Consider the following 24,521-nt stretch of genomic DNA (forward strand, 5'->3'; position numbering starts at 1 on the left):
GGCGGGAGCGAGTCCGCAGGAGTCAGGAAGGGAATGCATAATTTTTTACGGGCCATCGGATTTTCGGAATTGAGAGATGATATCGATGCGGAATTCTATCTGGAGAGGGCGGTCAATGAAAAATACAGGACGGACCAGCTTTCTCTGGGAAGAGGCAGGGTCGTGGAGCAGTATCAGCTGCAGGTCGCGCCTTCCATGGGGATTGCCGTGCTGGGGCACCGGGACGGAGGGGGACCTTTTGTCCGGGATTATTACTTTCCCTTTATGAAGAGCTACGACGGAACGCTGACAGAGGAGGGGTCCGTGGAGCGCCACGCGGAGAGGGAGACCTATGCCGGTGTACTGGACGACTTCAATGCGGGCATCTCTCTCATTTTTTATCTATGCAATTCTCTGGAGATTCGTCGGATCCGGCGCTCCGGAATCGATGTCAGAGCGCGGCAGGCCTTCCTCACGGGACTTGCGGTAGAGGGGAAGATCCTTCTCCCTCTCGAAAAGCAGGAGGAGGATGAGAATGCGCGCCGGAGAAGACGGGAACAGAAAAGGCTTTTTGAAGCGGCGCGGAACGGGGATATGGACGCGATCGATACGCTCACCGAGACGGATATGAACCTGATGAGCGAGGTCACGAAGCGGATGGAGACGGAGGATCTCTATACCGTCGTGGAGTCCGCCTTCATGCCGACCGGAGTGGAGTGCGATCAGTATTCGATTCTGGGAGAAATCGCGGGAATCCGCGTGAAATCCAATGTCTATACGCATGAAAATGTCGTCGACCTCCGCTTAAAATGCAACGACACCATTTTTCACGTCGGCATCAATGAATCCGACCTGGTGGGCGTCCCCGCGGTCGGGAGGAGATTCAAGGGCCGGGTGTGGATGCAGGGAGAGATGGAGCTTTCTGAAAGGAGCTCTGAGGAATAGGGAGCCGCCGCCAAAAGGAGGCTCTCTCTGGAAGCTTTCCCCCTGAGAGAGGGCCTTCTCAGGATGGCGGGGCCTTATGGTTCCCTCGCTTCCAGAGAAGGTAGCGGACAGAGGGAAGGAGCAGAAGGAGGAGGAAGGCGAAAAAGCAAAGGAGCACCCGGAGCGCGGTATCCAAAAAGAAATTTTCCGGCAGCATGACGATCATGCGGCTTTCTCTTGGGTCGAAGCTCCAGTTCCCCTGCGGAAAGAAAAGCTCGTGAAAGAGGGTGAAATACTTTGTAAAATCACAGAGCATGAGAGCTCCGATGGCGAGGGAGAGAAGGAGAAGCAGGAGGCAGAGCAGGGTGAAGGAGCGGCTTAGGTCCCAGACCGCCCGCTCCGGCTCGAAAAGGATTAAGCTTCCGAGGATCGCGAGGCAGCTCAGAATGGCCATCCCGCGGAGGACGAGAGCGCGCAGGAAGAGGCGCCGGACATCCGCCATATGGCTCTTTTCCTCAGGCTGATAGAATTCCTGCATTTTTCCGTTGATTTCAGTCTCTACGATCAGGTTTCCCCGCCTTCCGCGGAGGTAGAGCATGGTCTGGCGGATCACCTGGGACAGACTGTCCAGGCTGATGCTTTCTCCGCGGTAATATTCCATCTCTCCCGCTACATCGTATTTTTCAAATTCCGCCCGGTAATAGCCGGGATCCGAGTAGCAGACCAGCTCAAAGGAAGTGATCAGGAGGATGAACAGCAGCAATATAGCAAAAAGCCCCGAGAGAGGGGCACGAAACAGCTTCATCATTTTGGCGCCTTCCGGATGAATTTCCCGCTTCTTTTTCCGGTCCTTTTCATCTATTAAACATCCATGCCGCATTTTTGGCAACCGCATTTTTTGACATGGGAATCTTACGATATTTAAACTGTCGTTAAAATCTCCTTAAAATAGCCGGTCTCAGCTTGCATTTTGGAGGCGATAGTTCTATTGTGCTCTTTGTAGCGGGGGCCGTCCCGCTGCACGGTAAAGGCTTCGGCCTTTACGAGTTTATGCGGATTCGCTTTTCTGCGAATCTTGTTCCTTCGTATTTGGGAAGACTGTGCATGATCCGGCAAAGGAGGAAAGCAATTATGAAAAAGATGTTCAAGGGTATCCTGGTAGCAGCGGCGGCAGCGGCAGTGCTGAGCATGGCGGCCTGCTCCTCGGAGAAGACGGATGAGACGAAGGCGGCTACGACAGCGGCTGAGGAGAAGAAGGATGCAGCCGGCGCGGCAAAGGACGCCGGAAAAGACGCGGCTGATGCGGCAAAGGATGCCGGAAAGGATGCAGCCGGTGCGGCAAAGGATGCCGGTAAGGATGCAGCAGGCGCGGTAAAGGAAGCCGGAAAGGACGCGGCTGATGCGGCAAAGGATGCCGGAAAGGACGCAGCTGATATGGCGAAGGATGCCGGTAAGGATGCGGCCGGTGCGGTAAAGGAAGCCGGGAAGGACGCAGCTGACGCGGCAAAGGACGCCGGAAAGGATATGAAGGACGCCGCAGAGGGAGCAAAGGATAAGGTCGAGAGCAAGATGGCCGGAGAGAGCAGCTCCGCAGCGGAAAGCAAGTAAAGATTTCTGAGACAGAAAAAGCAAAGAAGTCCTGTGCACCATGGAGCAGTGAAGTGGTGCACAGGACTTGTCATATGCGGCGGTATCGAAAATGCGGCATGGCTCCCGGCCGCGGAAGGGGAGCCTCTTCAATATTAAGAGGAAGATGAGGAAGCAGGAGGGAAGATGGGAAAGCAGAAAGAGGGAAAGACCAATGTGATGCGCCTTTTGGACAGGGCAGGCATCCCTTATGAGCACATGAGTTATGAGGTGGATGAGAAGGATCTCTCGGGCAGCCACGCGGCATCTTTACTCGGCGTGGATCACAGGACGCTTTTTAAGACGCTGCTCCTCCTGGGGGATCGGAGCGGATATCTTGTCTGCGTCATCCCTGTGGATGAGGAGCTTGACCTGAAAAAGACCGCGAAGATCTCCGGGAATAAAAAGGTTGAGATGGTCCCTGTGAAGGAGCTTTTGCCTTTGACAGGCTATCTCCGGGGAGGCTGCAGTCCGATCGGGATGAAAAAGCTGTTTCCGAGCTATATTCACAGATCGGCGGAGGCTCTGCCTCGGATCGGCGTGAGCGCAGGGCAGAGAGGGGAGCAGATCTTCCTCTCTCCGAAGAGCCTCGCCGTCTATATTCACGCGGAATTTTCCGATCTCATAGAGGCGGAATCCTCCGAGGGAGAGTGATCGAGTGAGCGCGGATCGGAGCGGGAACGAAAAAGCTGCGGATTTTTCCGCAGCTTAGGGCGATCTCATCGAAAAAGTGTGGCAGAGAGGCGGAAAATTACTTTCCGGCCTGGTCCTGAGCGGATTCCATTCCGGCCTTCGCGATCTCCGCATTGACGGACTCTGCGGCGGAGCTTGCCATCGCATTGGCGGACTCCATGGCGGCCTTCGCATCTCCCTTTGCAGCCTCTCCGGCCTTAGCGACCTCCGCATTGACGGACTCCATCGCGGAGCTTGCCATCGCATTGGCGGACTCCATGGCAGCCTTAGCGTCTCCCTGTGCGGTCTCCGCGGCCTTTGAGATATCCGCGCTTGCGGATTCCACCGCGTCCTTCGCCGCATCTTTAGCGGATTCCGCGGTCTTTCCCGCCTCCTCGCTCACAGAAGAGGCAGCGGAGGAGGCAGCATCCTTTTGTCCGCCGCCGCAGGCGGCAAGCATCATGGCTGCCGCAGCCGTCATTCCCAGAAGCATCATCTTTGTTTTTTTCATAATCAATCCTCCATGGCTCTGTCAAGAACCCTCTTTACGTTTTCCCTGGCCTCTTCGTATTTTTCGCCGAGGTGGGATTCGTAGATCTTTTCGCCGTCGATAAACATCGCGGGCGTCGCCCAGTAATCATATTGACCGGCGAGATCCGGCTCCGCGCCCTCATCGACCTCGTTGAATTCGACGCGCGCGTATTCCGGTTTCTCCTCGATCAGCTCCTGCCTGGCCTTTCTCGCCTGCGCGCAGTAAGGGCAGCCCTTTACATAGAAAAAAAGAACTTTTTTCATTCCGTTTGTCTCCTTTCTTTTGAGAATGCGAAAAATATTCTTACCGAACGCTCGGCGGCATTGACATTTCGCCCCGACTATTAAATAATAGTCTTTCAAAAAAATCAAGAGGAAAACAGAGGCGAATGGGAGGAGAGGTCTTGAAAAGCGTTGCTTTAATTCTTTTTATACTGATGTATGCGATTATTATCCTGAAACAGAAGTACCGGGTTCATGCGGTTCTCGCGGCGGCGCTTCTCTATCTCCTCAGCGGAATTCTTCCGCTCTCCGCAGTCATTCCCTCGATCAACTGGAATGTGCTTTTGATGATCTCCGGAACCATGGTCATCGTCTATTTTTTTATCGAGTCCAGAATGCCAAACCTTCTCGCGGATCTGATTCTGGACCGATGCAGGAATGTCTGCCATGTCATCATCTTCATGTCGCTTTTTGCCGGCGCGATATCGGCCTTCATCGACAATGTGGCGACGGTACTGATGGTAGCCCCGGTGGCGCTTGTGATCTGCAAAAAGCTAAAGATCTCTCCGCTTCCGATGGTGCTTTCCATCGCGGTGTCCTCGAATTTGCAGGGGGCGGCGACATTGGTGGGGGATACTACCAGTATTATGCTGGGAGATTTCGCAAAGATGGATTTTCTGGACTTTTTTTTCATGAAGGGCCGTCCCGGAATCTTCTTTGCCGTGGAGCTGGGCGCTCTTCTCACGGTGCCCATCATGCTCTTTCTCTTCCGGAAGCTGAATCAGCCGGTGCAGGCGGAGGAGCACAGCAGTGTCGAGGATATCTTTCCGAGTGCTGCCCTCATTTCTGTCGTCATCCTTTTGATCCTCGCCTCCTTTATCCCGAACAAGCCGGATATCACAAACGGTCTGATCTGCTGCACTCTCGGCCTGATCTGCTGCATCCATGATCTTCGCCACCAGGGAAATGCGAAGCGCGTTCAGAAGGCGCTTCTCTCCGTGGACTTCGAGACGCTTCTCCTTCTTTTCGGACTCTTTCTCGTCATCCGCGGCATCACGGAGGTCGGCATCATTTCGGATATCTCGGCTCTCATCGTCAAGCTAGGAGGCAGCAATCTCTTTTTGCTCTATACCATCGTCGTCTGGGGATCGGTCTTTTTCTCGGCCTTTATCGACAATATCCCCTATGTGGCGACGCTGCTTCCGATCCTACAGGGCGTGACGCAGAGTCTGGGGATCTCCCCCTATCTCCTCTATTTCGGCCTCCTGACCGGAGCGACCCTCGGGGGGAATATCACGCCGATCGGGGCGAGCGCGAATATCGCCGCCACCGGAATCCTGAAGAGGGAGGGCTACGAGACGAGCTTCTCCGATTTTATGAAGATCGGTATTCCGTTCACACTTACGGCTGTAATGTCCGGCTATCTTTTTCTCTGGCTTTTCTGGCGCTGAGAAATCCCGCCTTCGAAGACCGGCATCAAATAAATAGAAAGGGGCCGGAGCAAAATGTTTTGCTCCGGCCCCTTTTCAGCTGTAGAAATACTGCATTAAAGCTTTACGCCAGCATGCTTTTCAGCATCCAGATCGTCTTCGCGTAGCCCTCGATAAAGTCATCCATCTTGACAGAGACCAGATTGTCTCCCGCCTTGTCCGCCTCGGCCCTGAGATCCTCGGCACTCCTTCGCATGGCCTCGAAATCCTTGAGCACATCCCCGAATACCGCACTCATGTCCTTTGAGAAGTCACCGGGGGCATCCGAAATCGTCGCCAGAGCGGCGAAGCCCTTCATAGTGGAAACCGGCTTTCTCCCATCCATGAGCATGAGCTCTGCGAACTCATCGATCTGAGCATTGACCGCATTATAGAACTCCTCCAGCTTCGCGTGGGCCTGGAAAAAGTTGCAGCCCTGGACGTACCAGTGGTAGCTTTGCAGCTTGTGATAAAAGTAAACGAGGTTTGCCAGATAGATGTTCATTTTCTCTTCCATTACATAACCTCCTTTGCAGAGCAGAGCAGATGTCTCCGCCGGGCGGCAAGCGCAGAATGCGAATAGCTGCCAGCATATCGAAGCTTCGAGGAAGCGGGACAGCACGTGAGTCGTGACGCCGGTCATTTCGGCATGGGACATGGCTGCTTCTTATGTGGAATGTTCCAGCCCGAGTATAGCATCTTTTCCTATGGAGGGCAAACGAAATATTGGAGCATTTTAAAAGCCAACGAAATATTGGAACATCCTTAAAGGCCGGATTCCATTTTTTAAAAAATACATTTTTTTCGATTGACGGACTCTCTCCGGGGTGATAAGTTAGTCCGTGCTAATTTCTGCCTGAGGAAAGCTACTGTAAATAGAATATTTTTTGCAGGAATAAGGATTTGAGTTAGGTAAGACATTTCTCTGCATGTGAGGCGCATAGCCGCGCTGCCCAAAACGCGGCAGGGATCTTTTAGACACGCCATACAGGCGGGGAAGCGTTTTCAGAGAGGATTCATCGAGGAGGAAGGATGAGACGAGAAACATGGAGGGCCGCCGCTGTGATTTTAGCGGCGAGCCTGGTTTTGCAGCCCACAGCCGCCCTTTCGGCGGAGAGAGGAAATACGAAGGGCCGCTGGGAAAAAGAGGGAAAGAGCTGGAGCTATCGGAATGAGAAGGGGGAGAAGTTTCGCGGCTGGGTCTTCACGGATAATGCCTGGCATTATCTGGATCCGGAGAGCGGGAAGCTTTGCTCCGGCTGGCAGAAAACTCCGGATGGGAGCTGGTACTTCTTTAATACCGCTCACGACGGCCGCTTCGGGCAGATGCTCTCCGGCTGGCAGTGGATCGAAGGCTATTGCTATTATTTCCATCCCGCAGGGGAGAAGAGTGGTGCACTTCAGCTCTCCGGAAAGACGGAGGATGGCTATGAGCTGGATGGACAGGGTCGCTGGGCCGAGGGCGGCATAGCAAAGTATCAGGAAGGGCGCGGACTCCGAAGGACGGAGACGCCGGATCCTGCGGAGAACTCCGCCTCTCCGGCCTCTTTTGAGGGAAGAAAGAGCGCGGTAAGAGGTACTCGCGGAGGAAGCGGTGGAGGAAGCGGCTCCTCCGGCCGCTCTTCCAAAAGGGAAGAGAAGACAGAGAAGGAACAGATCGGAGAGAGCGGGAAGGGAAGCAAAGAGCCCGAGTCGAAGGGACAGAGCAGTGCGGAGCCGGGGCGCCCGCTGCCCGAAGGGAAGAAAGAGGAGAGCGCAAAGCCTGAGGCGAAGAAGTCGGGAAGCGCAGAGCCGGAAATGAGTCATTCAGGCGGCACAGAGCCGGAAATGAAGAAATCGGGCAGGGCGGGAGCTGAGGCGGAGAAGCCGGGGCGCGCAGAGCCGGAGTCGAAGGGACAGAGCAGCGCGGGGTCAGAGAACCCGCTTCCCGAAGGAAAGAAAGAGGAGGGCACAAAGCCGGAAGCGAAGAAGCCGGGCAGCACAGAGCCGGAGACAGAGCCTAAGACTCCCGAGAATAAGGAGAAAGAAGAGGAGCAGCCCTCGGAGCCGGAGAAGCAGAGCCTCCTTTTCGAAAAGCAGAGCCGTCTCGTTCATCTGGGCTTTTCGGATTATGTGACCGCGGCCTTTCGGAGCGGGACGATTTCCGACTACAGCCTGTCTGTCGATGGGACAGATATTACGGATTCCGTCCGGAAGGTGGATGACGATGGAAAAATCGTAAAATGGGAGAGCACAGTTGTCTCCCCGAAGCGTCTTACGGTAACGAGCAGAGAGGATGATTCGAAGAGGGAGGAGATCCTCCTTTCCGGAGGGGAGCAGAGGGAGAGCGTGGAGGCCGGCAGCCCGGAGGATGCGCCGGATTATATCCTCGCAAGAGGAAGGGTATTAAAATATGACCGCTACACCGCGCCTCACGATAAGGAAGGCAGGGACAGGGTGCTTCCGTCCCGGACGACCTTTGATCTCTCCGGCACGAGAGCGGAGAATAGCGATTCCGTCACAACGGAATATTATGTGAAGCCGGTTCTCATTGATGAGAACGGCGCGGGCGTCGAGAAGGACGGCGTCACTGCGAAGTTCCGGGTGGATAACGAGGAGCAGGAAAAGTGGTTTAGGGGGATTGACAGCATTCGGATCCTGAACAGCCAGAACTGGCCGATCAATCGGAACCCGAGCTTTTCGACGGAGATCAAGGATACCAAGCATGGGAAGAATGGGATCATCAAGCTCCCGACCGGGCAGAGTAATATGCGGAGCAATGGTGTCTATAAGATGAACATCCACTCCTCCTATACGGATGAGACGGTGACAGTTCCCTTTGAGCTTGTGAAGAAGGCGAATTTCTCGATGAAGCAGAGGGTGGAGACGGCGAATCCGAAGCGGGGCGAGCGTATTCAGTTTGAGATCGTGGGAGAAAACGGAGAGAGCTTCGGCAATGAGCTCCGGATCGACTCCATGCGGGTCATCCTGAAAAAGCCGAGCGGGAAGAAGCTTGAGCTCCATTATATCGATGATTTCTTTAACTTCGGAGGTCTTTTCAATCTCTATGGGACGAGCAGCAATGAGGAAAAGACGGTCAATACCGATGAGATCGGGGTCTATACTCTGGAGCTTAAGTATTCCGGCTATCAGAAGCTGAAGACGCAGTTTGAGGTCTATCCCGGGGAGTCGTTCGCGAAGCCGGAGAAGGCGGAGGAAAGTGCAAAGCGCGCCGCGAGGGAGAGGACGGTGCAGGCTGATGCGGTTTCTGCCGCGACCTCCGGCAAGATCTCCGGGGGCAGAAAGTCCGGCTCCGGGAGTCTTGGCGGGAGCGGACAGTATGTGGACGGGAGAATGGTCTTTAACTATGATCTTCTCACGAATGCCCTCATCCTGAATGAGCTTGAGATCGCGAATCAGGATTCCCATGATGTCGTACAGCGCTGGTTTGACACGACAGAGGCCGATTATATCTATAAGGACGGGGCGGAAAAGCTCTACCGCTTCACGGACTATCTCGACGCCTTTAAGAAGGCGAGGATCGCCGGAGGAAGGTCTCTGCGCTTTACGGGCTATACAGAGCAGGCGGAGGCCGCCGATTACGCGGGTCCCGCTGAGGTACAGAATGTCCTGGAGGACGGAAGCCTTGGCAGCCTCACGGAGTTTAAGTTCTATAAGGGCGATAAGGCTGCGGAATTCACCGGTACGACGGCGGAGAAGGGGGAGGATTTTCTCCTCTCGACGGAGAACAGGGAGTATCTTTCCTCGATCCGGGGGCTCTATGTCGATGGTCAGAGCCAGAACCTCCTGAATGAATATCAGAAGCGCTTTGAGATCGATCCGGAAAAGGGGACATTGAAGCTTTTCCGCACGGCCTTTAACTTCAATCTGAGGCCGGAGGTCGGAGAGCATACGCTTCGGATCGACGCGGGAGAGAAGTACCGTGCTGTGGAGCTGAAGCTTCTCTATACGGCGGTGCTGGAGGAGCTCTCCCCGGAGCTTTCGGGGGAAGCGGAGAGCGGGAAGGATGTCACGGTCTCTCTGAAGAGCCAATCCAGCCCGGGAGACCGCAGCTACGGGGACTTCCTTAAGAATCTGAGCCGGGTGGAGCTTGTGAGCCCGGATCGGAGCGGGACGAGGACGCTCTACACGAAATCGGTCGGCGGGGAGAGCGGAAATGATTACTATGAGACGGATTCGGAGAAGCAGAGCATTACGCTGAAGGCGGGACTGTTCCGAAAGGCGGGGGATTATGAGCTCTATCTCCATGCCGAGGGCTATCCGAAGCCTCTGCACTTCCCGTTTAGCGTGAAGGAAGGAAAGGAAGATCCCGGAGAGGGAGGAAAGACGGGGGAGCCGGAGACAGAGGGGAAGGCGGCGCCGGAGAAGGCGGAGCTTTCCGAGAAGAAGAGTATCTTCGGCGGAGCCTATCAGCAGCTCAGTTTCCCGGGGGCGGAGAGAGAAAACCTGAACGAGTATCTCGGGAAGATACAGAAGCTGGAGCTGAATGGCACAGAGTATCGGAAGGCCTTTTCCGCTCTCCAGATGGAGGAAAATGAGTTCTATCCGGAATCGGACGGCTATGGCTATAAGCAGACGATCCGTCTGGGAAGCGGTGCGCTTCAGGACGGCGAAAACAGCATCCGTATTCAGGCGGAGGGCTACCAAACGAAGGATTTCCTCGTCCACTTCGAAAAGAAGAAGGCGGAAGGGGATGAGGATAGAGATAAGGAGAAGGAGAAAGACAAGAATAAAGAGCAGGATCAGGCGGCGGAAAAGGAGGTTCCGACGGGAGCGGAGGCAGAGCTGCTTCGCCCGAGGCAGGGCTATGATTCCGGGACGAAGCCGGTCTATGAAGTCCGCTTTACGGGTCTTGAGAGCGAGGAACTGGATCAATATCTGAGAAGCCGCGATCTCAAGGTTTCGGTGAACGGAATGGAGTACCGAAAGTCCCAGAGCCGAAGCTACCTCCACCATGAGGACAGCAGCTTCACTACGATCTTCGATCAAAAATACCGGAAAAATGGGATTGCTCTTAGCGCAAATGCCTTCCGCAAGGGAGAAAACAGCGTCGTAGTAGAAGCGGAGGGCTACCGGAGCTTCGAATTCAGCGTCACGGCGGAGGAAGAGGAGAGCGCGGAATCCTGACGCTGAGAGATATTCGCATTCCGATACTATTTGCTAAGTCTGCACGCAGTTTATTCCCGGTCGCTACGCGATTTGACGGTGTGCGACGCCGGAGCGAAAGCGTCCAATGCCCGGATCGTACTGCATGCAAGCATGCCATCTATCCGGGCGCTGGACGGGCTTTTTCCGAGTTTATATTGCAAAAGCTTTAAAGATTCCTTATACTGAAAACAGAGCTTGGATTTTCCCGGGGCCGGGGAGGCGGGAGGGATATAGAGGAGAGAGCTGGGGAGGAAGAGATGAGCTATGGCGCTGTGATCGCTGTGCCTCCCTCTTACAGGGAAGAGCTGAAGCAGCGGGGAGAGGATGAGGGCTTTCGCTATCTGGAGCGGATCATCGTGAGTCTTCGCCGCGCAGGGATCCGGGATCTTGTTCTCCTGGGAAGAAAAGAGGGGGAGGAATTCCCGGATCGCTTTAAATTCCGCGGCCTCGTCCTCCTTCCGGGGACGGGGGCCGGTCTTCTCGAGGATGTGCGGGAGGGGCTCTGCTACCTCAGGGAGCGCTGCGCGGGAGTTTTTTTCTGCCCTTTGACGGTTCCTTTCTTTAAGACGGAGACACTGGAGCGCATGATGGAGAGGAAGGGAAGCCTGATTCTCCCGAGCTTTCGGGGGAGGACGGGACATCCTATCCTTTTCTCTTCGGAGGCGATGAAGGAGATTTTTTCCTATCATGGAGGGGGCGGGCTTCGGGACGCATGCGGGGCGCTCCCGGATTCGCTCATTGAGAGGATAGCGGTCGAGGATGAGGGAATCCTGGTCCATGTCAGCCATGGGGGCGATTTCGAGGAGCTGGAGAGAAAGAGCGAGGCACGCCTCATCCGCCCGGAGCTTCGCCTTCGAATCTCGAGGGAGAAGCCCATCTTCGGCCCCGGCATGGTGACTTTGCTTCGGCAGATCGAGGCGCTCGGCAGTGTGCGGGAGGCCTGTGAGCGGACCGGGATTTCCTACAGCAAAGCCTGGACCATGATTCATAACTGCGAGAGAGAGCTTCCCTTTCTGGTAGTGGAGCGTCACCCCGGGGGAAAATATGGAGGAGCCGCTTCCCTGAGTAAGAGAGGGAAGGACTTTCTTCTCCGCTATGAGGCATTTTCCAGAGAGATGGACAGGATCTCCGAGGAAAAATTTCAGGAATTCTTCGGAGATTTCTTTCCCGCCTGACGGTAGCTGCCGGCGGGGAGAGGGCTCACTGGGTATTGACATAAAATATAAGCGCTGCGCCCCATTTTCCGCATTCCCCTGCGCTTCGGAATCTTAAAAGCTGAGCGGACTGTCGCCGCGTAAGTGTCCGGCAGCAGCATGATAACGGGCTGAGCTTTATTCTCGGAATCATTTTGGAAAAGAATTCGAGAGACGCGGACTCGGGACAGGGGAAAAGCCGGGAGAGTCGGAGGCTCCGGGGCTTTGGAAGCCGGAGCGGAGGGTCTGTGCGGGCGGGAATCAGGAGACAGAGAGGTCAGGAACAGAGGCAATGAAACGTATCAGGACAGAGGATGCGGTCGGGCAGGTGCTCTGCCACGACATCACGCAGATTATCCGGGGTGTGAAGAAGGGACCGGTTTTCAGAAAGGGGCATGTCATCCGGGAGGAGGATGTGCCGGTGCTTCTTTCTGTGGGAAAGGACCATATCTATATCTGGGAGTTCAATGAGAATATGCTCCACGAGAACGACGCGGCGCAGATTCTTTTTGAGCTTTGCAGGAATCGATACATGAGTCCCTCTGAGGTCAAGGAGGGAAAGATCGAATTGACCGCAGACTGCGATGGACTCTTCAAGGTGGACAGGGAGCGGCTTCTCCGGGTGAATTCTCTCGGGGAAATGATGATTGCGACGAGACAGGGGAACACCGCCGTGAAAAAGGGGGATAAGCTCGCAGGGACCCGCATTATCCCTCTTCTCATCGAGCGGGAGAAGATGGAGAGGGCGAAGGAGGCGGCCGCGGGGGCGCCGATCCTTCAGCTTCTGCCCTTTCAGAAAAAGCGGGTCGGGATTGTGACGACGGGAAACGAGGTTTTCTATCACAGGATTGAGGACAGCTTCACCCCCGTGATCATAGAGAAGCTGTCCGAGTATGAGACGGAGATCATCGGACAGGAGCTCTGCTCCGATGATCTGGAGATGGAGATCTCTGCGATTCGGAAGCTCCTCTCCATGGGGGCGGAGATGGTGATCTGCACCGGGGGGATGTCGGTCGATCCGGACGACAGGACGCCGTATTCGATCCGCTGCGCGGCGGAGCGGGTGGTGAGCTACGGGGCGCCTGTGCTCCCGGGGGCGATGTTTATGCTGGCTTATACGAAGGATGAGATCCCGATCCTCGGGCTTCCGGGCTGTGTGATGTACGCAAAGAGAACGATCTTTGACCTGGTGCTCCCGCGGCTTATGGCGGGAGAGATTTTGGAGAAGGCGGAGATCGATCGCTATGGGGAGGGAGGGCTCTGCCTGAACTGCCCGGTCTGTACCTTCCCAAACTGTGGCTTTGGCAAATGAGGAAGGAGAGCGGAGAAGGGGCCTCGCAAGGCTCGGGGCGGCCTTTGGGAGGGGCAGAGAGATGGATCGTCAAATCTATGAGAAAATCGAGAATCTGAGTCCGAATGCGGAGAACTATATCCTTACCATCCTCTCCGGAGAATACGCCGGGGAGAAGGCTCTTCTGTCCGCCGGGCGCTATACTTTCCTCGAGGCAGGCGGTTTTTTCGAAAAATACGGGGCGGAGCTTCCGCCTCTTTCGCGGAGCATGGAATTTTGCCTTTTTGGGGAATCGGTCTATGCGGAGCTCCTTTCCAGAGGGAAAAAGCTCATCGTACTCGGCGCGGGACATGTCTCCCTGCCGATCCTTCGGCTCGGGAAAATGATCGGCATGTCCGTCACCTGCATCGATGATCGGCCGAGCTTTGCCAAAAGAGCCGAGAGCGCCGGGGCGGACCGCGTGATCTGTGAGGATTTTTCGAAGGCACTGGAGGAAATCCCCGGGGACAGGGACAGCTACTTTGTCATTGTGACGAGGGGACATCGCTATGATCAGGACTGCCTGAGAAGGATCACGAAGAAAAGCTATGCCTATATCGGCATGATGGGATCGCGGAGGAGAGTGCGCATCGTGAAGGAGCAGCTTCTTTCGGAGGGGACGCCGAAGGAGATTCTGGACGGCCTTCACAGTCCGATCGGACTGGATATTCACTCGGAGACACCGGAGGAAATCGCGATCTCCATCCTCGCGGAAATTATTTCCGTGAAAAACAGGGAGAAGGGCTCCTTTGGCTATCCGGAGGAGATTCTGGAGGGCATTTCCGAGGCGGGAGAGGAGCCGGAAAGGCGGAGAGTGCTCGCGACCATCATACGGCGGAAGGGCTCTGCGCCGAGGGCTGCGGGGACAAAGATGCTGATCCTCCCGGACGGGAGGGGGATCGGGACGATCGGGGGAGGCTGCGCGGAGGCGGAGGTGATCCGGCAGTCCCGGCAGCTCTTCGCGGATTCCGCGGCGAGGCCTTTTCTCTGCCACGTGGACCTGACGGAGGAGGCCGCGGCGCAGGAGGGAATGGTCTGCGGCGGCGTGCTGGATGTATTCTTGGAGAGAGTGTGAGGCAGGAGAGATGAGAGACCGCTATGACAGAAAGATAAACTATATTCGGCTTTCCATCACGGACCGCTGCAATCTTCGCTGCCGCTACTGTATGCCGAACGGCCTTTCGGACTGGGTGCCCATGCGGGATATCCTGAGCTATGAGGAGCTTTTGGATGTCGCGAGGGCCGCGGCGGCGCTCGGGATCACGCGCTTTAAGGTGACAGGCGGGGAGCCGCTTGTCAGGCGGGACTGCCCGGAATTCATCGGGGAGCTCAAGAGGATACCGGGAGTCGAGCAGGTGACGATGACCAGCAACGGTGTGCTTCTCACCCGGCTTCTCCCGAGACTCCTCGAAAACGGACTGGACGCGGTCAATGTCAGCCTCGATACCTTAAAGAGAGAGCGCTTTTCGGAGATCACGGGGATGGATGAGCTTCCGGCGGTGCTGTCCGGAATCGATGAGGCACTTCGGGCCGGCCTTAAGCTGAAGCTGAACGCAGTGCTCCAGCCTGGGGTCAATGAGGAGGAGCGCTGGGAGCTCCTCTCCTTGGCCAAGGACCGCCCCCTCGATATCCGCTTCATCGAGCTGATGCCGATCGGCCATGGGAAGGATTCCCGTCCGGTCTATAATGAGATACTCCGCTCGGAGCTTAAGGAGCGCTTCCCCGGCCTGGAGAGGGATGAGAGAGTGCATGGAAACGGCCCCGCGGAATACTGGAGGATACCGGGATACCGCGGATCTGTCGGCTTCATCAGCGCGATGCACGGGAAATTCTGCGGAAGCTGCAACCGGATTCGTCTGACCTCGACCGGGAAGCTGAAGCCCTGTCTTTGCTACGGGAATGCAGTGGACCTGATGCCGGTCCTCCGGGGAGAGCGTTACCTTGGGAGAGAGAGGGAGGGAGAGCGGATCGCGGCGCTTCGAAAGAGAATCCGGCAGGCGATCTCGGAGAAGCCGGAGAGCCACTGCTTTGAGAGGCTCTCCGAGATCAGCGAGGAGAGGATTATGGCGGCGATCGGAGGCTGAGGAGGCTTTCGGAAAGGCCGGGAGGAGAGAGCCAAAACGAGAGCGGCAGGAGGCGAGACAGCATGGGGAAGCTTTTGGCAATATGCATCAGTGAGAAAAAGGGGACACAGAAGAGGGAGGTGCCGTCGGCCGTTCTCCGAGAGGAGCACGGCATTGTGGGGGATGCGCACGCCGGGAAATGGCACAGGCAGGTGAGCCTCCTCTCCTTTGAGAAAATCGAGGATTTTCGAAAGCGCGGAGCGAAGATCGATTTCGGCGCCTTCGGGGAGAATCTCGTCGTGGAGGGCTACGACTTAAAGAGCGTTCCGGTCGGAAGCCGCTTCCGGATCGGGGACTGCCTGCTGGAGCTGAGCCAGATCGGAAAGGCCTGTCACAGCCACTGCGAAATCTATCGGCAGATGGGGGACTGCATCATGCCGCGGGAGGGGGTCTTTACCGAGGTTCTCCGGGGAGGAGAGATCCGTCCCGGGGACTCGGTAGAGCTCATCCCCGCGGACCCGGACAGACCCTTCAGCGCGGCCGTCATCACGCTCTCTGACAGGGCATCCCGGGAGGAGTATGAGGACCTCTCCGGACCGCTGATTCAGGAAATGCTGGAGGAGGCGGGCTTTCTCGTCCGGGAGCGACTGCTTCTTCCCGATGGGAGGCAGCCGCTGGAGACAGAACTTAAGAGACTTTCGGATCAGCGCCAGATCGAGCTGATTCTGACAACAGGCGGAACCGGCTTTTCCGAGCGGGATCTGAGTCCGGAGGCCACAAAGGCGGTCTCCGAGCGGGAGGTGCCCGGAATCGGAGAGGCGCTTCGCGCCTTCAGCATGAAGATCACAGCGAAGGCGATGCTGAGCCGTCAGACAGCGGGAATCCGGAAGAAAAGCCTCATCATCAATCTCCCGGGAAGCCCCAAGGCCTGCCGGGAGGAGCTCGGCTTCCTTCTCCCGCTTCTCCCGCACGGGCTTGGGATCCTGAGGGGCACAGAGAGCGACTGAGCCTGTGCCTTTCGGGGAGACCAAGTGCTGCTTCCCGCGGCTCCCTCATAGACGCTTCCGTCCGGGGGACGGGGGCGGAGCGAATGGTTTTTAAAAGTAAAACCACAGCGCCGTTTCCATCTGGCAGTGCTTTGCCACGGATGCTTCCGCTTTAGCCGCTGTGTCCCGTGTATAGCGGGGCAAAAGATGTCCTGTTTATGGGGCAGAGGATCAAAAGAGCCGCGGTCCTGGAGCCGGATGTCGGGAGAGGGAAAATACTGCTCCGCGATGCGGAGGCAGAGCGTGCGACTTATCTTTGCAGCAGTGCCGCTAATCCCGGCATGAATCATAATATTTAAGGAGGATTTTGATTATGAAAAAGATTTTCTGGAAGAAGCTTTCGCTGCTCGGCCTTTCGGCTGTGATGCTGGCTCTCACATTCGGCTGCGGCTCCGCTGCCCCGGGGGATGCGGGGAGCAGTGAGACAAGGGCGGAGAGCAAGGATTCGGCGGATACGGAAAGCGGGAAGGAGCCAAAGGCGGAGACAGAGAGCGGAAGTCCGGCGGAGTCCGGTGGGGAGAAGCTCTCCTACAACTCAGACAGCGGCTATCAGGATGAGGACGCGGAGATTCAGGTCTTTATCGCGGCTTCCCTCAATACGGCCGTGACGGATCTTGTGAAGCAGTACAACGAGATCCATCCGAAGGTGAAGATCAGCCTGAATGCGGATTCCTCCGGGAAGCTCCTCACGCAGATCGAGGAGGGCTATTCCTGCGATGTCTTCTTCTCCGCGGCGCAGAAGCAGATGAACACGCTCGAAAAGGACGATAAGCTTCTCGTCGAGGGCACGAGGAAGAATGTCGTGAACAATCAGCTCTGCGTCATCACGCAAAAGGACAGTGAGACGAAGGTCACGGGGCTTGAGAATCTGAAGGATGCGAAGTCCATCGCGCTTGCGGACGGCTCCGTCCCCGCGGGAAAGTATACGAGGCAGGCTCTGATGGCCTTAAAGATCCTAGCGGAGACGGAGGATGTCTCGAAGATCACGACGGAGCAGGTCTCCGAGGCGCTCGGCGGGGTGGAGATCTCGGAGCAGTCCAATGTCTCCAAGGTGCTCGCGGCAGTCGTCGAGGGCTCCTGCGAGGTGGGGACGACGTACTATTCCGACACCTATGGCTATGAGGATAAGCTGAGAATCCTCGAGAAGGTGCCCTATGAGCTCACGGGAAAGGTCATCTATCCGATCGCGCAGGTTCAGAACAAGGAGGCCACGGACGCCGACAAGAAGGCGGCGAAGGACTTCATCGACTTTGTGACGAGCGAGGCGGCAAAGTCCGTCTTCGAGAGCTATTACTTCGACACCAATACGGGAGAATAAGCGGATTTCACAGGGCGGGCGCCCTTTCGGAAAGAGGAGAAGAGATGCTGGAATTTCTAAAATCACTGGACTGGAGCCCGCTCTGGATTTCTCTAAAGACAGGGGTCGCCGCGACGATCCTCTCCTTCTTTCTCGGTATTTATGCGGCGCGGAAGGTCATGAGGATGCCGGGGGGGAGGAGGTCCTTTCTGGATGGGATTCTGACCCTCCCCATGGTGCTCCCTCCGACTGTGGCGGGCTTTTTCCTGCTCCTTCTCTTCAGCCGCCGCCGGCCTCTGGGGATTTTTCTCTACGATCAGTTCGGCATCAAGGTCGTGCAGTCCTGGCTCGGCTGCATCATCGCGGCGACCGTTATTTCCTTTCCCCTCATGTATCGAAACGCCCGGGCCGCCTTCGAGCTGATCGATGAAAATCTGCTCTATGCGGCGCAGACTCTCGGTATGCCGGACCGCCTGATCTTTTGGAAGGTTCTCCTCCCCGCGGCGGGGCCGGGCATCGCATCCGGCACGGTCCTGACCTTCGCGAGGGCGCTCGGAGAGTACGGGGCGACCAGTATGCTTGCGGGGAATATCCCCGGGAAGACGGCCACGATCTCCCAGAGGATAGCGATGGTGATCCAGGATCAGGATTATGAGAGCGCGGGGCTTTGGGTGGGGATCGTGCTTCTGATCGCCTTTCTCTCGATTTTCCTCCTGAACCGGATCGCGGAGCGGAGCGGAAGAAGGAGGGGGAGCGGAAGGCTGATGGAGGGGAGGAAGGCCCTGTTCCCGTCCTTTGGGAAAAAGCGCGGCGGGGAGGATGAGGAGGGGGAGGGACAGTGGAGCTCTCGGTAAAGGCAGGGAGGAAATTCCCCGGATTTTCTCTGGATATGGAATTCACGGCCCGATCCGGGCGGCTCGGCATCCTCGGCGCCTCCGGCTCCGGAAAGAGCATGTGCCTTCGGATGCTCGCCGGGATACTGCGGCCGGACGAGGGCAGGATATGCTATAACGACAGGACCTTCTACGACGGGGCGGCGGGGATCGATCTCCGCCCTCAGGATCGGAATGTGGGTTATCTTTTTCAAAACTATGCCCTTTTTCCGACGATGACGGTCGCGGGAAACATTGCCTGCGCGGTCCGGGGCAGCCGGGCGGAGAGGGAGGAAAGGGTCTCCGAAATGCTCTCCCGTTTTCGCCTTGGCGGACTTTCCCGGCGTTATCCGGCGGAGCTCTCCGGAGGGCAGCAGCAGAGGGTGGCGCTCGCCCGCATCATGGCCTACCGGCCGGAGCTGATCCTTTTGGATGAGCCCTTCTCCGCCCTCGATGTCTACTTAAAGGACCAGATGCAGGCGGAGCTCACGGAGCAGCTCGCCGATTACGATGGCATGGTGATCCTCGTATCTCATTCCCGGGACGAAATCTACCGCTTCAGCTCGGAGCTTTTGATCGTGGAGAACGGAAGGATCGAGGAGCACGGCGGGACCCGAGAGCTTTTTCAAGCTCCGGGGAGAAAGGTCACGGCCCGGCTCACGGGGTGCAAGAATTTCTCCCGGGCGGAGCGCTGCGGAGAGCACGCAGTCCGGGCTTTGGACTGGGGGATTATGATCCGTACCGAGCGGGAGATCCCGGAGGATATCCGCTTTATCGGCTACCGGGCGCACGACTTTCTCCCCGTCTGGGAGGAAGGCCCGGAGCAAGAGGGAGGGGGCTGCGGCATCAAAAACGCGATCCCCGTCGGGCTTAAGAATATTGCGGAGCTTCCCTTTGAGAGAAACTATTATTTCCGCCCTTTGGGGGAAGGCGCCTCTTCGGATGTGCTTATAAGCTGCTTTCTTCAGAGGGAAAGGTGGAAGGAGTTTGACGAAAAGGGGATCCCCCGCTTCCTTAAGCTCGCGGAGGAGAAGATCCTGTTTCTCCGCTGATCCGTTTTTTTCCTGGGGCTTTCCGGGATTTTGAGATATAATGCTTCCAGCAGGAGAGCACTGCCTCCACGGAGTGGGGGCAGGATTTTGTGATCAGCTATGCGGGAGGATGGATGAGGATGGATAGGGAAGAGAGGGAGCTTACACACTTTGACAGTCGGGGCAATGCCCGCATGGTCGATGTATCCGGGAAGTCCCCGACGGAGCGAAGCGCTGTCGCGGAGGGGACGATCCGGGTTTCCCGGGAGGTATTCGATGCCATCGAGGGGAAAAAGCTCAAAAAGGGGGATGTGCTCACTGTCTCACAGGTCGCGGGGATCATGGGCTGCAAACGCTGCTCTGAGCTTATTCCGATGTGCCACCTTCTGAATCTCACGGAGGCGAAGCTTTGCTTTCAGTTAAAGCCTGAGAGCTGCAGCATCCTCGCGCTCTGCACGGTGCGATGCGAGGGAAAGACCGGGGTGGAGATGGAGGCGCTGAGCGGCGTCAGCATCGCGCTTCTCACGATTTATGATATGTGTAAGGCGCTCGACAAGCGAATGGTCATCGAGAATATTCACCTTCTTGAGAAAAGGGGCGGAAAGAGCGGCACCTTTTTCTTTTCGGAGGATTCTTCGCATTCCGATGGAGAATGATGGGGAATAAGGAAGCCTGTGCGGCCGATTCCCAGACAGGAGGGCATTCTCTGCCTGGAGCAGGCGGCCGGAGGACACGGAGCCTATGGAAGGAGGCGGCAGGATGATCTATCTCGACAATGCGGCGACTACGGAGCTCTGTGAGGAGGCCCGGGAGGCGATGCGCCCCTATCTGGAGGAGGACTACGGGAATCCCTCCTCGATCTATCTCTTCGCGCAGAGGGCGAAAGGGGCTGTGGAGGAGAGCCGGAGGAAGCTCTCGGAGCTTATGGGCGTGAGTCCGATGGAGCTCTATTTTACGGGGGGCGGCACGGAGTCCGACAACTGGGCGCTGATTTCCGGGATCGAATCCACGGGGAAGAGGCATATCATCAGCTCGAAGATCGAGCATCACGCCGTTCTCCGAAGCTGCGCCTATCTCGAAAAGCGGGGATTTTCCGTCACTTATCTGGATGTCGATGAGCGGGGGAGGGTAGAGCCGGCTGCCGTCTTGGAGGCTATACGGGATGAGACCGGACTTATCAGCATCATGAGCGCAAACAATGAGATCGGGACGATCGAGCCGATCTCTGAGATCTCGGAAATCGCGGGGGAGAGGGGGATTCTCTTTCATACGGATGCGGTTCAGGCCTTCGGGCAGCTTCCCCTCCCGCTCGGAAAATCCCGCATCGATCTTCTCTCCGCGAGCGCCCACAAGATCCGCGGTCCGAAGGGAGTCGGGCTCCTCTATATGCGGCGCGGCGTGAAGCTCCCTCCTTACCTCCACGGCGGAGAGCAGGAACGCGGAAGGAGGGCGGGAACGGAGAATGTGGCTGCCATTGCGGGATTTGCGGCTGCCGCGGAGAGAGCCTTTCGGACGATGAAGGAGAGGGGAGAGAAGGAGCGGAGGATGCGGGACTACCTCATCCGAAGACTCACGACGGAGATCCCGGACTGCTGTCTGAATGGGGATCCCGAAGAGCGCCTTCCGAACAATGTCAATGTCTGCATCCGGGGAGTGGAGGCAGAGCCTCTTCTCCTTCTCCTGGACCAAAGGGGAATTGCGGCGAGCGCGGGATCGGCCTGCGCGAGCGGCTCCCTGGATCCAAGCCATGTGATCCTCGCTCTTGGCGCGAGCCGGGAGGACGCCTACGGAAGTCTCCGCCTCAGCTTGGATGAAAGGCTGAGCCGGGAGGATGCCGACCGAGTCGTATCGGAGATCAAGCGCATTGCGGACTATCTTCGGAGGGAATAAATCGAAAAGCTACGTTTAGAATTTCATTCTTATTCGGCCCGTATGAGTTGGCATTTTAGTATAGCTGTCCGGGGACCGGGCCTCAAGGCTTTGGAATTATTTGGAAAAGTCCGGCGGGAACGTGCTATAATAAGGCCATTGTGATGATTCTTCCCTTTGGGAAGCGATAGATAAGGAGGCAGAAGGATGGCTTGTACGACGATCCTTGTCGGCAGAAGAGCGAGCTATGACGGCTCGACGATGATTGCGAGAAACGATGATTCCGGCTCCGGGGTTTTCACAGCAAAAAGGTTTACCGTGATAGAGCCGCATGAGCAGGAAAGGCACTACCGCTCTGTTTTATCCCATGTGGAAATTGAGCTTCCGGAGCGCCCCCTCCGCTATACGGCGATGCCAAACGGCCTTTTGAAGGATGGGATCTGGGCCGCCGCAGGGGTGAATTCTGAAAATGTCTCCATGACGGCGACGGAGACGATCACGAGCAATGAGCGCGTGCTCTCCGCGGACCCGCTGGTGGAGTATGTTCCCGCCGGCGTGGATCGGCCGGAGAAGATCGGCGGGATCGGGGAAGAGGACATGGTTTACATTACCCTCCCCTACATTCACAGCGCCCGGGAGGGGGTGCTCCGCCTCGGAAAGCTCCTCGAGCAATACGGAACCTATGAGATGAACGGGATCGCCTTTTCCGATGTCCATGAGATCTGGTGGCTTGAGACGATAGGGGGGCATCACTGGATCGCGAAGAGAGTGCCGGATGAGGCCTATGTGGTGATGCCCAATCAGCTCGGCATCGACAACTTTGATCTGGAGGATGCATTCGGAGAGAAGAAGAACCATCTCTGCTCCGCGGATCTTCGGGAATTCATCCGGGAAAATCATCTGAAGCTTTCCTTTGAGGAGGGATTTAACCCCCGGGATGCCTTCGGAAGCCATTCCGATGCGGATCACGTCTACAATACGCCGAGGGCCTGGTTCATAGAGCGCTGCTTAAACCCGAACAGCTTTGTATGGGATGGGGAGGACGCGGACTACCGGCCGGATTCCGATGACATCCCCTGGTCCATGGTGCCGGAGAAAAAGCTCACGGTGGAGGACGTCAAATATCTGCTTTCCTCCCACTTCCAGGGCACGCCCTATGACTGCTACGGAAGATACGGAGATGCCTCGGAACGGGGGAAATTCCGTCCGATCGGCATCAACAGAAACAGCTTCCTGAGTCTTACGCAGCTTCGCCCGGACCTTCCCCGGGAGATTCAGGCGATCGAATGGATCGCCTTCGGCTCCAATGTGTTTAATGCTTTCGTGCCGCTCTATGCCAATGTGGACCGGGCGCCGGAATACTTTTCCAATACGGCGGGAGAGGTGACGACGGAGAATTTCTACTGGGCGAACCGCCTGATCGGAGCGCTCGCAGACTCGCAGTTTAACCACTGCAGCTCTCATATCGAGCGCTATCAGTCCGCAGTGGCTGTGGCGGGCTATCGTGTTCTCCGGGAATACGATGAAAAGCTCCGCGCAGAGGGGCTCTCCGGAGAGGCGGCCGTGAAGCTTTTGGAGGAGGCGAATGAAAAAATCGCGGGGATGACAAAGGAAAAGACCACGGACGTCCTCGGAAAGGTTCTCTATGAGGTCAGCTGCCTGATGAAGAACGGATTTTCGAGGTCCGACGCATAGAAGATATCGGACATCTTGACAGCGGCAGCGGCCTGAGGAATCAGGCCGCTGCGTTTTCCCGAGGGGAGCCGGAAGGGGGGAAAAGCGATGAGGGAAGCGGTTGACAGCCAGGAGGCGAGGTATCGGCAGATGATGGAGGAGCCGCTTTCGACGCTGATTCCGCGCCTCGCTGTGCCCTCCATTATTTCCATGCTGATCACTGCGCTCTATAATATGGCGGATACCTTTTTCGTCTCCCGGATCGACACCTCGGCCTCCGCCGCGGTGGGAATCATCTTTTCCATGCAGGCCATCGTCCAGTCCATCGCCTTTATGATCGGCATGGGCTGCGGCAATGAGATCTCCCGCCGTCTGGGGAGGAAGGATGAGGAGGAGGCCGAGAGGTATACGGCGATCGGATACTTCACGGAGCTTCTGACCGGGGGAGCGCTCTGCGTCCTTGGGCTCCTCTTTCTTCGCCCGCTCGTCTTCCTGCTCGGTTCCACGGAGACGATCGCCCCCTATGCGATGGCCTATGCGCGCTACATCCTCATCGGGACCCCCTTTCTCATGTGCTCCCTCGGGATGAACAATATGCTCCGTTTTCAGGGAAATGCCTTTTATTCCATGATCGGGATCTCGAGCGGAGGCATCCTGAACATGCTTTTAGATCCGCTCTTTATCTACCGCTTTCATCTTGGGATTTCCGGAGCGGCAATCGCGACGGCGCTCAGCCAGTTCATCGCCTTCCTCATTCTGAGCGGGCAGTGCAATTTCATGCCGGTCTGCATTTCGATCCGCCTTAAGAATTTTAAACCGAGCCTTTCGCGCTACCGGACGATTCTTCGCTTCGGCATACCCAGCCTCGCGAGGCAGGGGATCGCGGGAGTATCCACGATCGTCCTCAACTTTTCGGCGAAGCCATACGGAGATGCGGCGATTGCGGCGATCGCGATCGTCATGCGGATCGTTGTCTTTATGAATTCCGCTATTATCGGCTTCGGCCAGGGCTTTCAGCCGGTCTGCGGCTTTAACTACGGCGCAAAGAATTATCGCAGAGTGGAAGACGCCTATGATTTCAGCCTTAAGGTCTGCTTTTGCATTCTCCTCGTATTCAGCGCTGCGGCCTTCCTCTTTGCGCGGCCCATTCTCTCGGCTTTCCGGAGAGAGGATGCGGAGGTGATACGGATCGGGAGCCTGGGACTCAGGCTGATGGCGCTCTCTACCCCGCTTGCGGCGCAGATCACGATGGCGAACATGTTCTCGCAGACGACCGGCTATAATGCGCGCGCGACCGTTATCGCGCTTCTTCGGCAGGGAATCTGTCTTCTCCCCTTCCTTCTTCTCCTGCCTCCGCTTTTTGGTCTCCTCGGAATCCTCATCTCACAGCCTCTGAGTGACCTCCTCTCCGCTGTCATTTCCTTCTTTATCACAAGGAGCATTATGCGGGAGCTCCGCGGAGAGAAGGAAATGAAGCGATAGAAAGCGATAGAAAGCGATAGAAAAGCGATAGGGAAGATTCGCCCTCTTTCGTTGGATTTTAGGGGATGATAGGGACTAAGCTCCGAAAATGCG

22 protein-coding genes are annotated in these 24,521 nt (G+C 56.8%); 18 read left to right on the forward strand and 4 right to left on the reverse strand.

All coding sequences use genetic code 11. From position 1 onward, the window contains the following. The first annotated feature begins 33 nt into the window (after window positions 1–33). Window positions 34–924 (forward strand): DUF3881 family protein, encoded by an 891-nt coding sequence (locus GCWU000341_RS03430; RefSeq protein ID WP_009214332.1) that lies wholly within the window; start codon window positions 34–36, stop codon window positions 922–924. Window positions 925–982: 58 nt separating this feature from the next. On the opposite strand, the gene GCWU000341_RS03435 is transcribed toward GCWU000341_RS03430, so the two are convergent. Further along, on the reverse strand, window positions 983–1,711 hold the full coding sequence (locus tag GCWU000341_RS03435; RefSeq protein ID WP_040653028.1) for a TIGR01906 family membrane protein: 729 nt from the start codon (window positions 1,709–1,711) through the stop codon (window positions 983–985). Between the two features lie 323 nt (window positions 1,712–2,034). Between GCWU000341_RS03435 and GCWU000341_RS03440 the strand changes: the two genes are divergently transcribed. Further along, window positions 2,035–2,511, forward strand: a complete 477-nt coding sequence (locus tag GCWU000341_RS03440; RefSeq protein ID WP_050761883.1) for a hypothetical protein — start codon at window positions 2,035–2,037, stop codon at window positions 2,509–2,511. 165 nt (window positions 2,512–2,676) lie between these two features. Continuing rightward, entirely contained in the window at window positions 2,677–3,183 is a 507-nt protein-coding gene (gene ybaK / locus GCWU000341_RS03445) for a Cys-tRNA(Pro) deacylase (protein ID WP_009214335.1), read from the forward strand. A 97-nt stretch (window positions 3,184–3,280) separates the two neighbouring features. On the opposite strand, the gene GCWU000341_RS03450 is transcribed toward ybaK, so the two are convergent. Beyond that, a complete protein-coding gene (locus tag GCWU000341_RS03450; RefSeq protein WP_009214336.1) occupies window positions 3,281–3,712 on the reverse strand; it encodes a hypothetical protein in 432 nt (143 codons plus the stop codon). A 2-nt stretch (window positions 3,713–3,714) separates the two neighbouring features. Further along, window positions 3,715–3,996: a thioredoxin family protein gene (locus GCWU000341_RS03455; protein ID WP_040653030.1), complete on the reverse strand. Its 282-nt coding sequence runs from the start codon at window positions 3,994–3,996 to the stop codon at window positions 3,715–3,717. A 140-nt stretch (window positions 3,997–4,136) separates the two neighbouring features. Here GCWU000341_RS03455 and GCWU000341_RS03460 point away from each other — a divergent pair, with 140 nt between their 5' ends. Beyond that, on the forward strand, window positions 4,137–5,405 hold the full coding sequence (locus tag GCWU000341_RS03460; RefSeq protein WP_330360371.1) for an SLC13 family permease: 1,269 nt from the start codon (window positions 4,137–4,139) through the stop codon (window positions 5,403–5,405). Between the two features lie 103 nt (window positions 5,406–5,508). Here the strand turns inward: GCWU000341_RS03460 and GCWU000341_RS03465 are convergent, their stop codons facing one another. Further along, window positions 5,509–5,940, reverse strand: coding sequence for a Dps family protein (locus GCWU000341_RS03465; RefSeq protein WP_040653032.1), 432 nt, complete (start codon window positions 5,938–5,940; stop codon window positions 5,509–5,511). Window positions 5,941–6,455: 515 nt separating this feature from the next. On the opposite strand from GCWU000341_RS03465, the gene GCWU000341_RS03470 reads away from it, so the two are divergent. The 14 genes from GCWU000341_RS03470 to GCWU000341_RS03530 all read left to right on the forward strand — a co-directional run bounded on the left by GCWU000341_RS03470 (window position 6,456) and on the right by GCWU000341_RS03530 (window position 24,428). After that, window positions 6,456–10,550, forward strand: coding sequence for a hemoblobin-interacting domain-containing protein (locus tag GCWU000341_RS03470; protein ID WP_009214340.1), 4,095 nt, complete (start codon window positions 6,456–6,458; stop codon window positions 10,548–10,550). Window positions 10,551–10,828: 278 nt separating this feature from the next. Next, a complete protein-coding gene (locus GCWU000341_RS03475) occupies window positions 10,829–11,746 on the forward strand; it encodes an NTP transferase domain-containing protein (protein ID WP_009214342.1) in 918 nt (305 codons plus the stop codon). A gap of 310 nt (window positions 11,747–12,056) precedes the next feature. Next, the gene (locus GCWU000341_RS03480; protein WP_009214344.1) at window positions 12,057–13,076 is read left to right on the forward strand and encodes a molybdopterin-binding protein; all 1,020 of its coding nucleotides are present in this window, start codon (window positions 12,057–12,059) and stop codon (window positions 13,074–13,076) included. A gap of 61 nt (window positions 13,077–13,137) precedes the next feature. Beyond that, complete coding sequence (locus GCWU000341_RS03485; protein ID WP_040653035.1) at window positions 13,138–14,169, forward strand: XdhC family protein; 1,032 nt, start codon at window positions 13,138–13,140, stop codon at window positions 14,167–14,169. Window positions 14,170–14,179: 10 nt separating this feature from the next. Then, the gene (gene moaA / locus GCWU000341_RS03490) at window positions 14,180–15,178 is read left to right on the forward strand and encodes a GTP 3',8-cyclase MoaA (protein ID WP_040653356.1); all 999 of its coding nucleotides are present in this window, start codon (window positions 14,180–14,182) and stop codon (window positions 15,176–15,178) included. Window positions 15,179–15,240: 62 nt separating this feature from the next. Next, window positions 15,241–16,164 (forward strand): MOSC domain-containing protein, encoded by a 924-nt coding sequence (locus GCWU000341_RS03495; RefSeq protein ID WP_009214347.1) that lies wholly within the window; start codon window positions 15,241–15,243, stop codon window positions 16,162–16,164. A gap of 197 nt (window positions 16,165–16,361) precedes the next feature. After that, the gene (locus GCWU000341_RS13420; RefSeq protein WP_155812588.1) at window positions 16,362–16,502 is read left to right on the forward strand and encodes a hypothetical protein; all 141 of its coding nucleotides are present in this window, start codon (window positions 16,362–16,364) and stop codon (window positions 16,500–16,502) included. 14 nt (window positions 16,503–16,516) lie between these two features. Next, the gene (gene modA, locus GCWU000341_RS03500; RefSeq protein WP_009214349.1) at window positions 16,517–17,521 is read left to right on the forward strand and encodes a molybdate ABC transporter substrate-binding protein; all 1,005 of its coding nucleotides are present in this window, start codon (window positions 16,517–16,519) and stop codon (window positions 17,519–17,521) included. A gap of 44 nt (window positions 17,522–17,565) precedes the next feature. Beyond that, window positions 17,566–18,354, forward strand: a complete 789-nt coding sequence (modB, locus tag GCWU000341_RS03505; protein ID WP_009214350.1) for a molybdate ABC transporter permease subunit — start codon at window positions 17,566–17,568, stop codon at window positions 18,352–18,354. Further along, window positions 18,339–19,424 (forward strand): sulfate/molybdate ABC transporter ATP-binding protein, encoded by a 1,086-nt coding sequence (locus tag GCWU000341_RS03510; RefSeq protein WP_009214351.1) that lies wholly within the window; start codon window positions 18,339–18,341, stop codon window positions 19,422–19,424. The genes modB and GCWU000341_RS03510 overlap by 16 nt, the downstream gene beginning before the upstream one ends. A 113-nt stretch (window positions 19,425–19,537) precedes the next feature. Then, complete coding sequence (moaC, locus tag GCWU000341_RS03515; protein ID WP_009214352.1) at window positions 19,538–20,059, forward strand: cyclic pyranopterin monophosphate synthase MoaC; 522 nt, start codon at window positions 19,538–19,540, stop codon at window positions 20,057–20,059. A 103-nt stretch (window positions 20,060–20,162) separates the two neighbouring features. Next, a complete protein-coding gene (locus GCWU000341_RS03520) occupies window positions 20,163–21,293 on the forward strand; it encodes a cysteine desulfurase family protein (protein WP_242651600.1) in 1,131 nt (376 codons plus the stop codon). 186 nt (window positions 21,294–21,479) lie between these two features. Then, window positions 21,480–22,967: a C69 family dipeptidase gene (locus tag GCWU000341_RS03525; protein ID WP_009214354.1), complete on the forward strand. Its 1,488-nt coding sequence runs from the start codon at window positions 21,480–21,482 to the stop codon at window positions 22,965–22,967. A gap of 87 nt (window positions 22,968–23,054) precedes the next feature. After that, complete coding sequence (locus GCWU000341_RS03530; protein WP_009214355.1) at window positions 23,055–24,428, forward strand: MATE family efflux transporter; 1,374 nt, start codon at window positions 23,055–23,057, stop codon at window positions 24,426–24,428. The last annotated feature ends 93 nt before the right edge of the window (window positions 24,429–24,521 follow it).

It is taken from the genome of Oribacterium sp. oral taxon 078 str. F0262 (genome assembly GCF_000160135.1).
Taxonomy (GTDB): Bacteria; Bacillota; Clostridia; order Lachnospirales; family Lachnospiraceae; genus Oribacterium.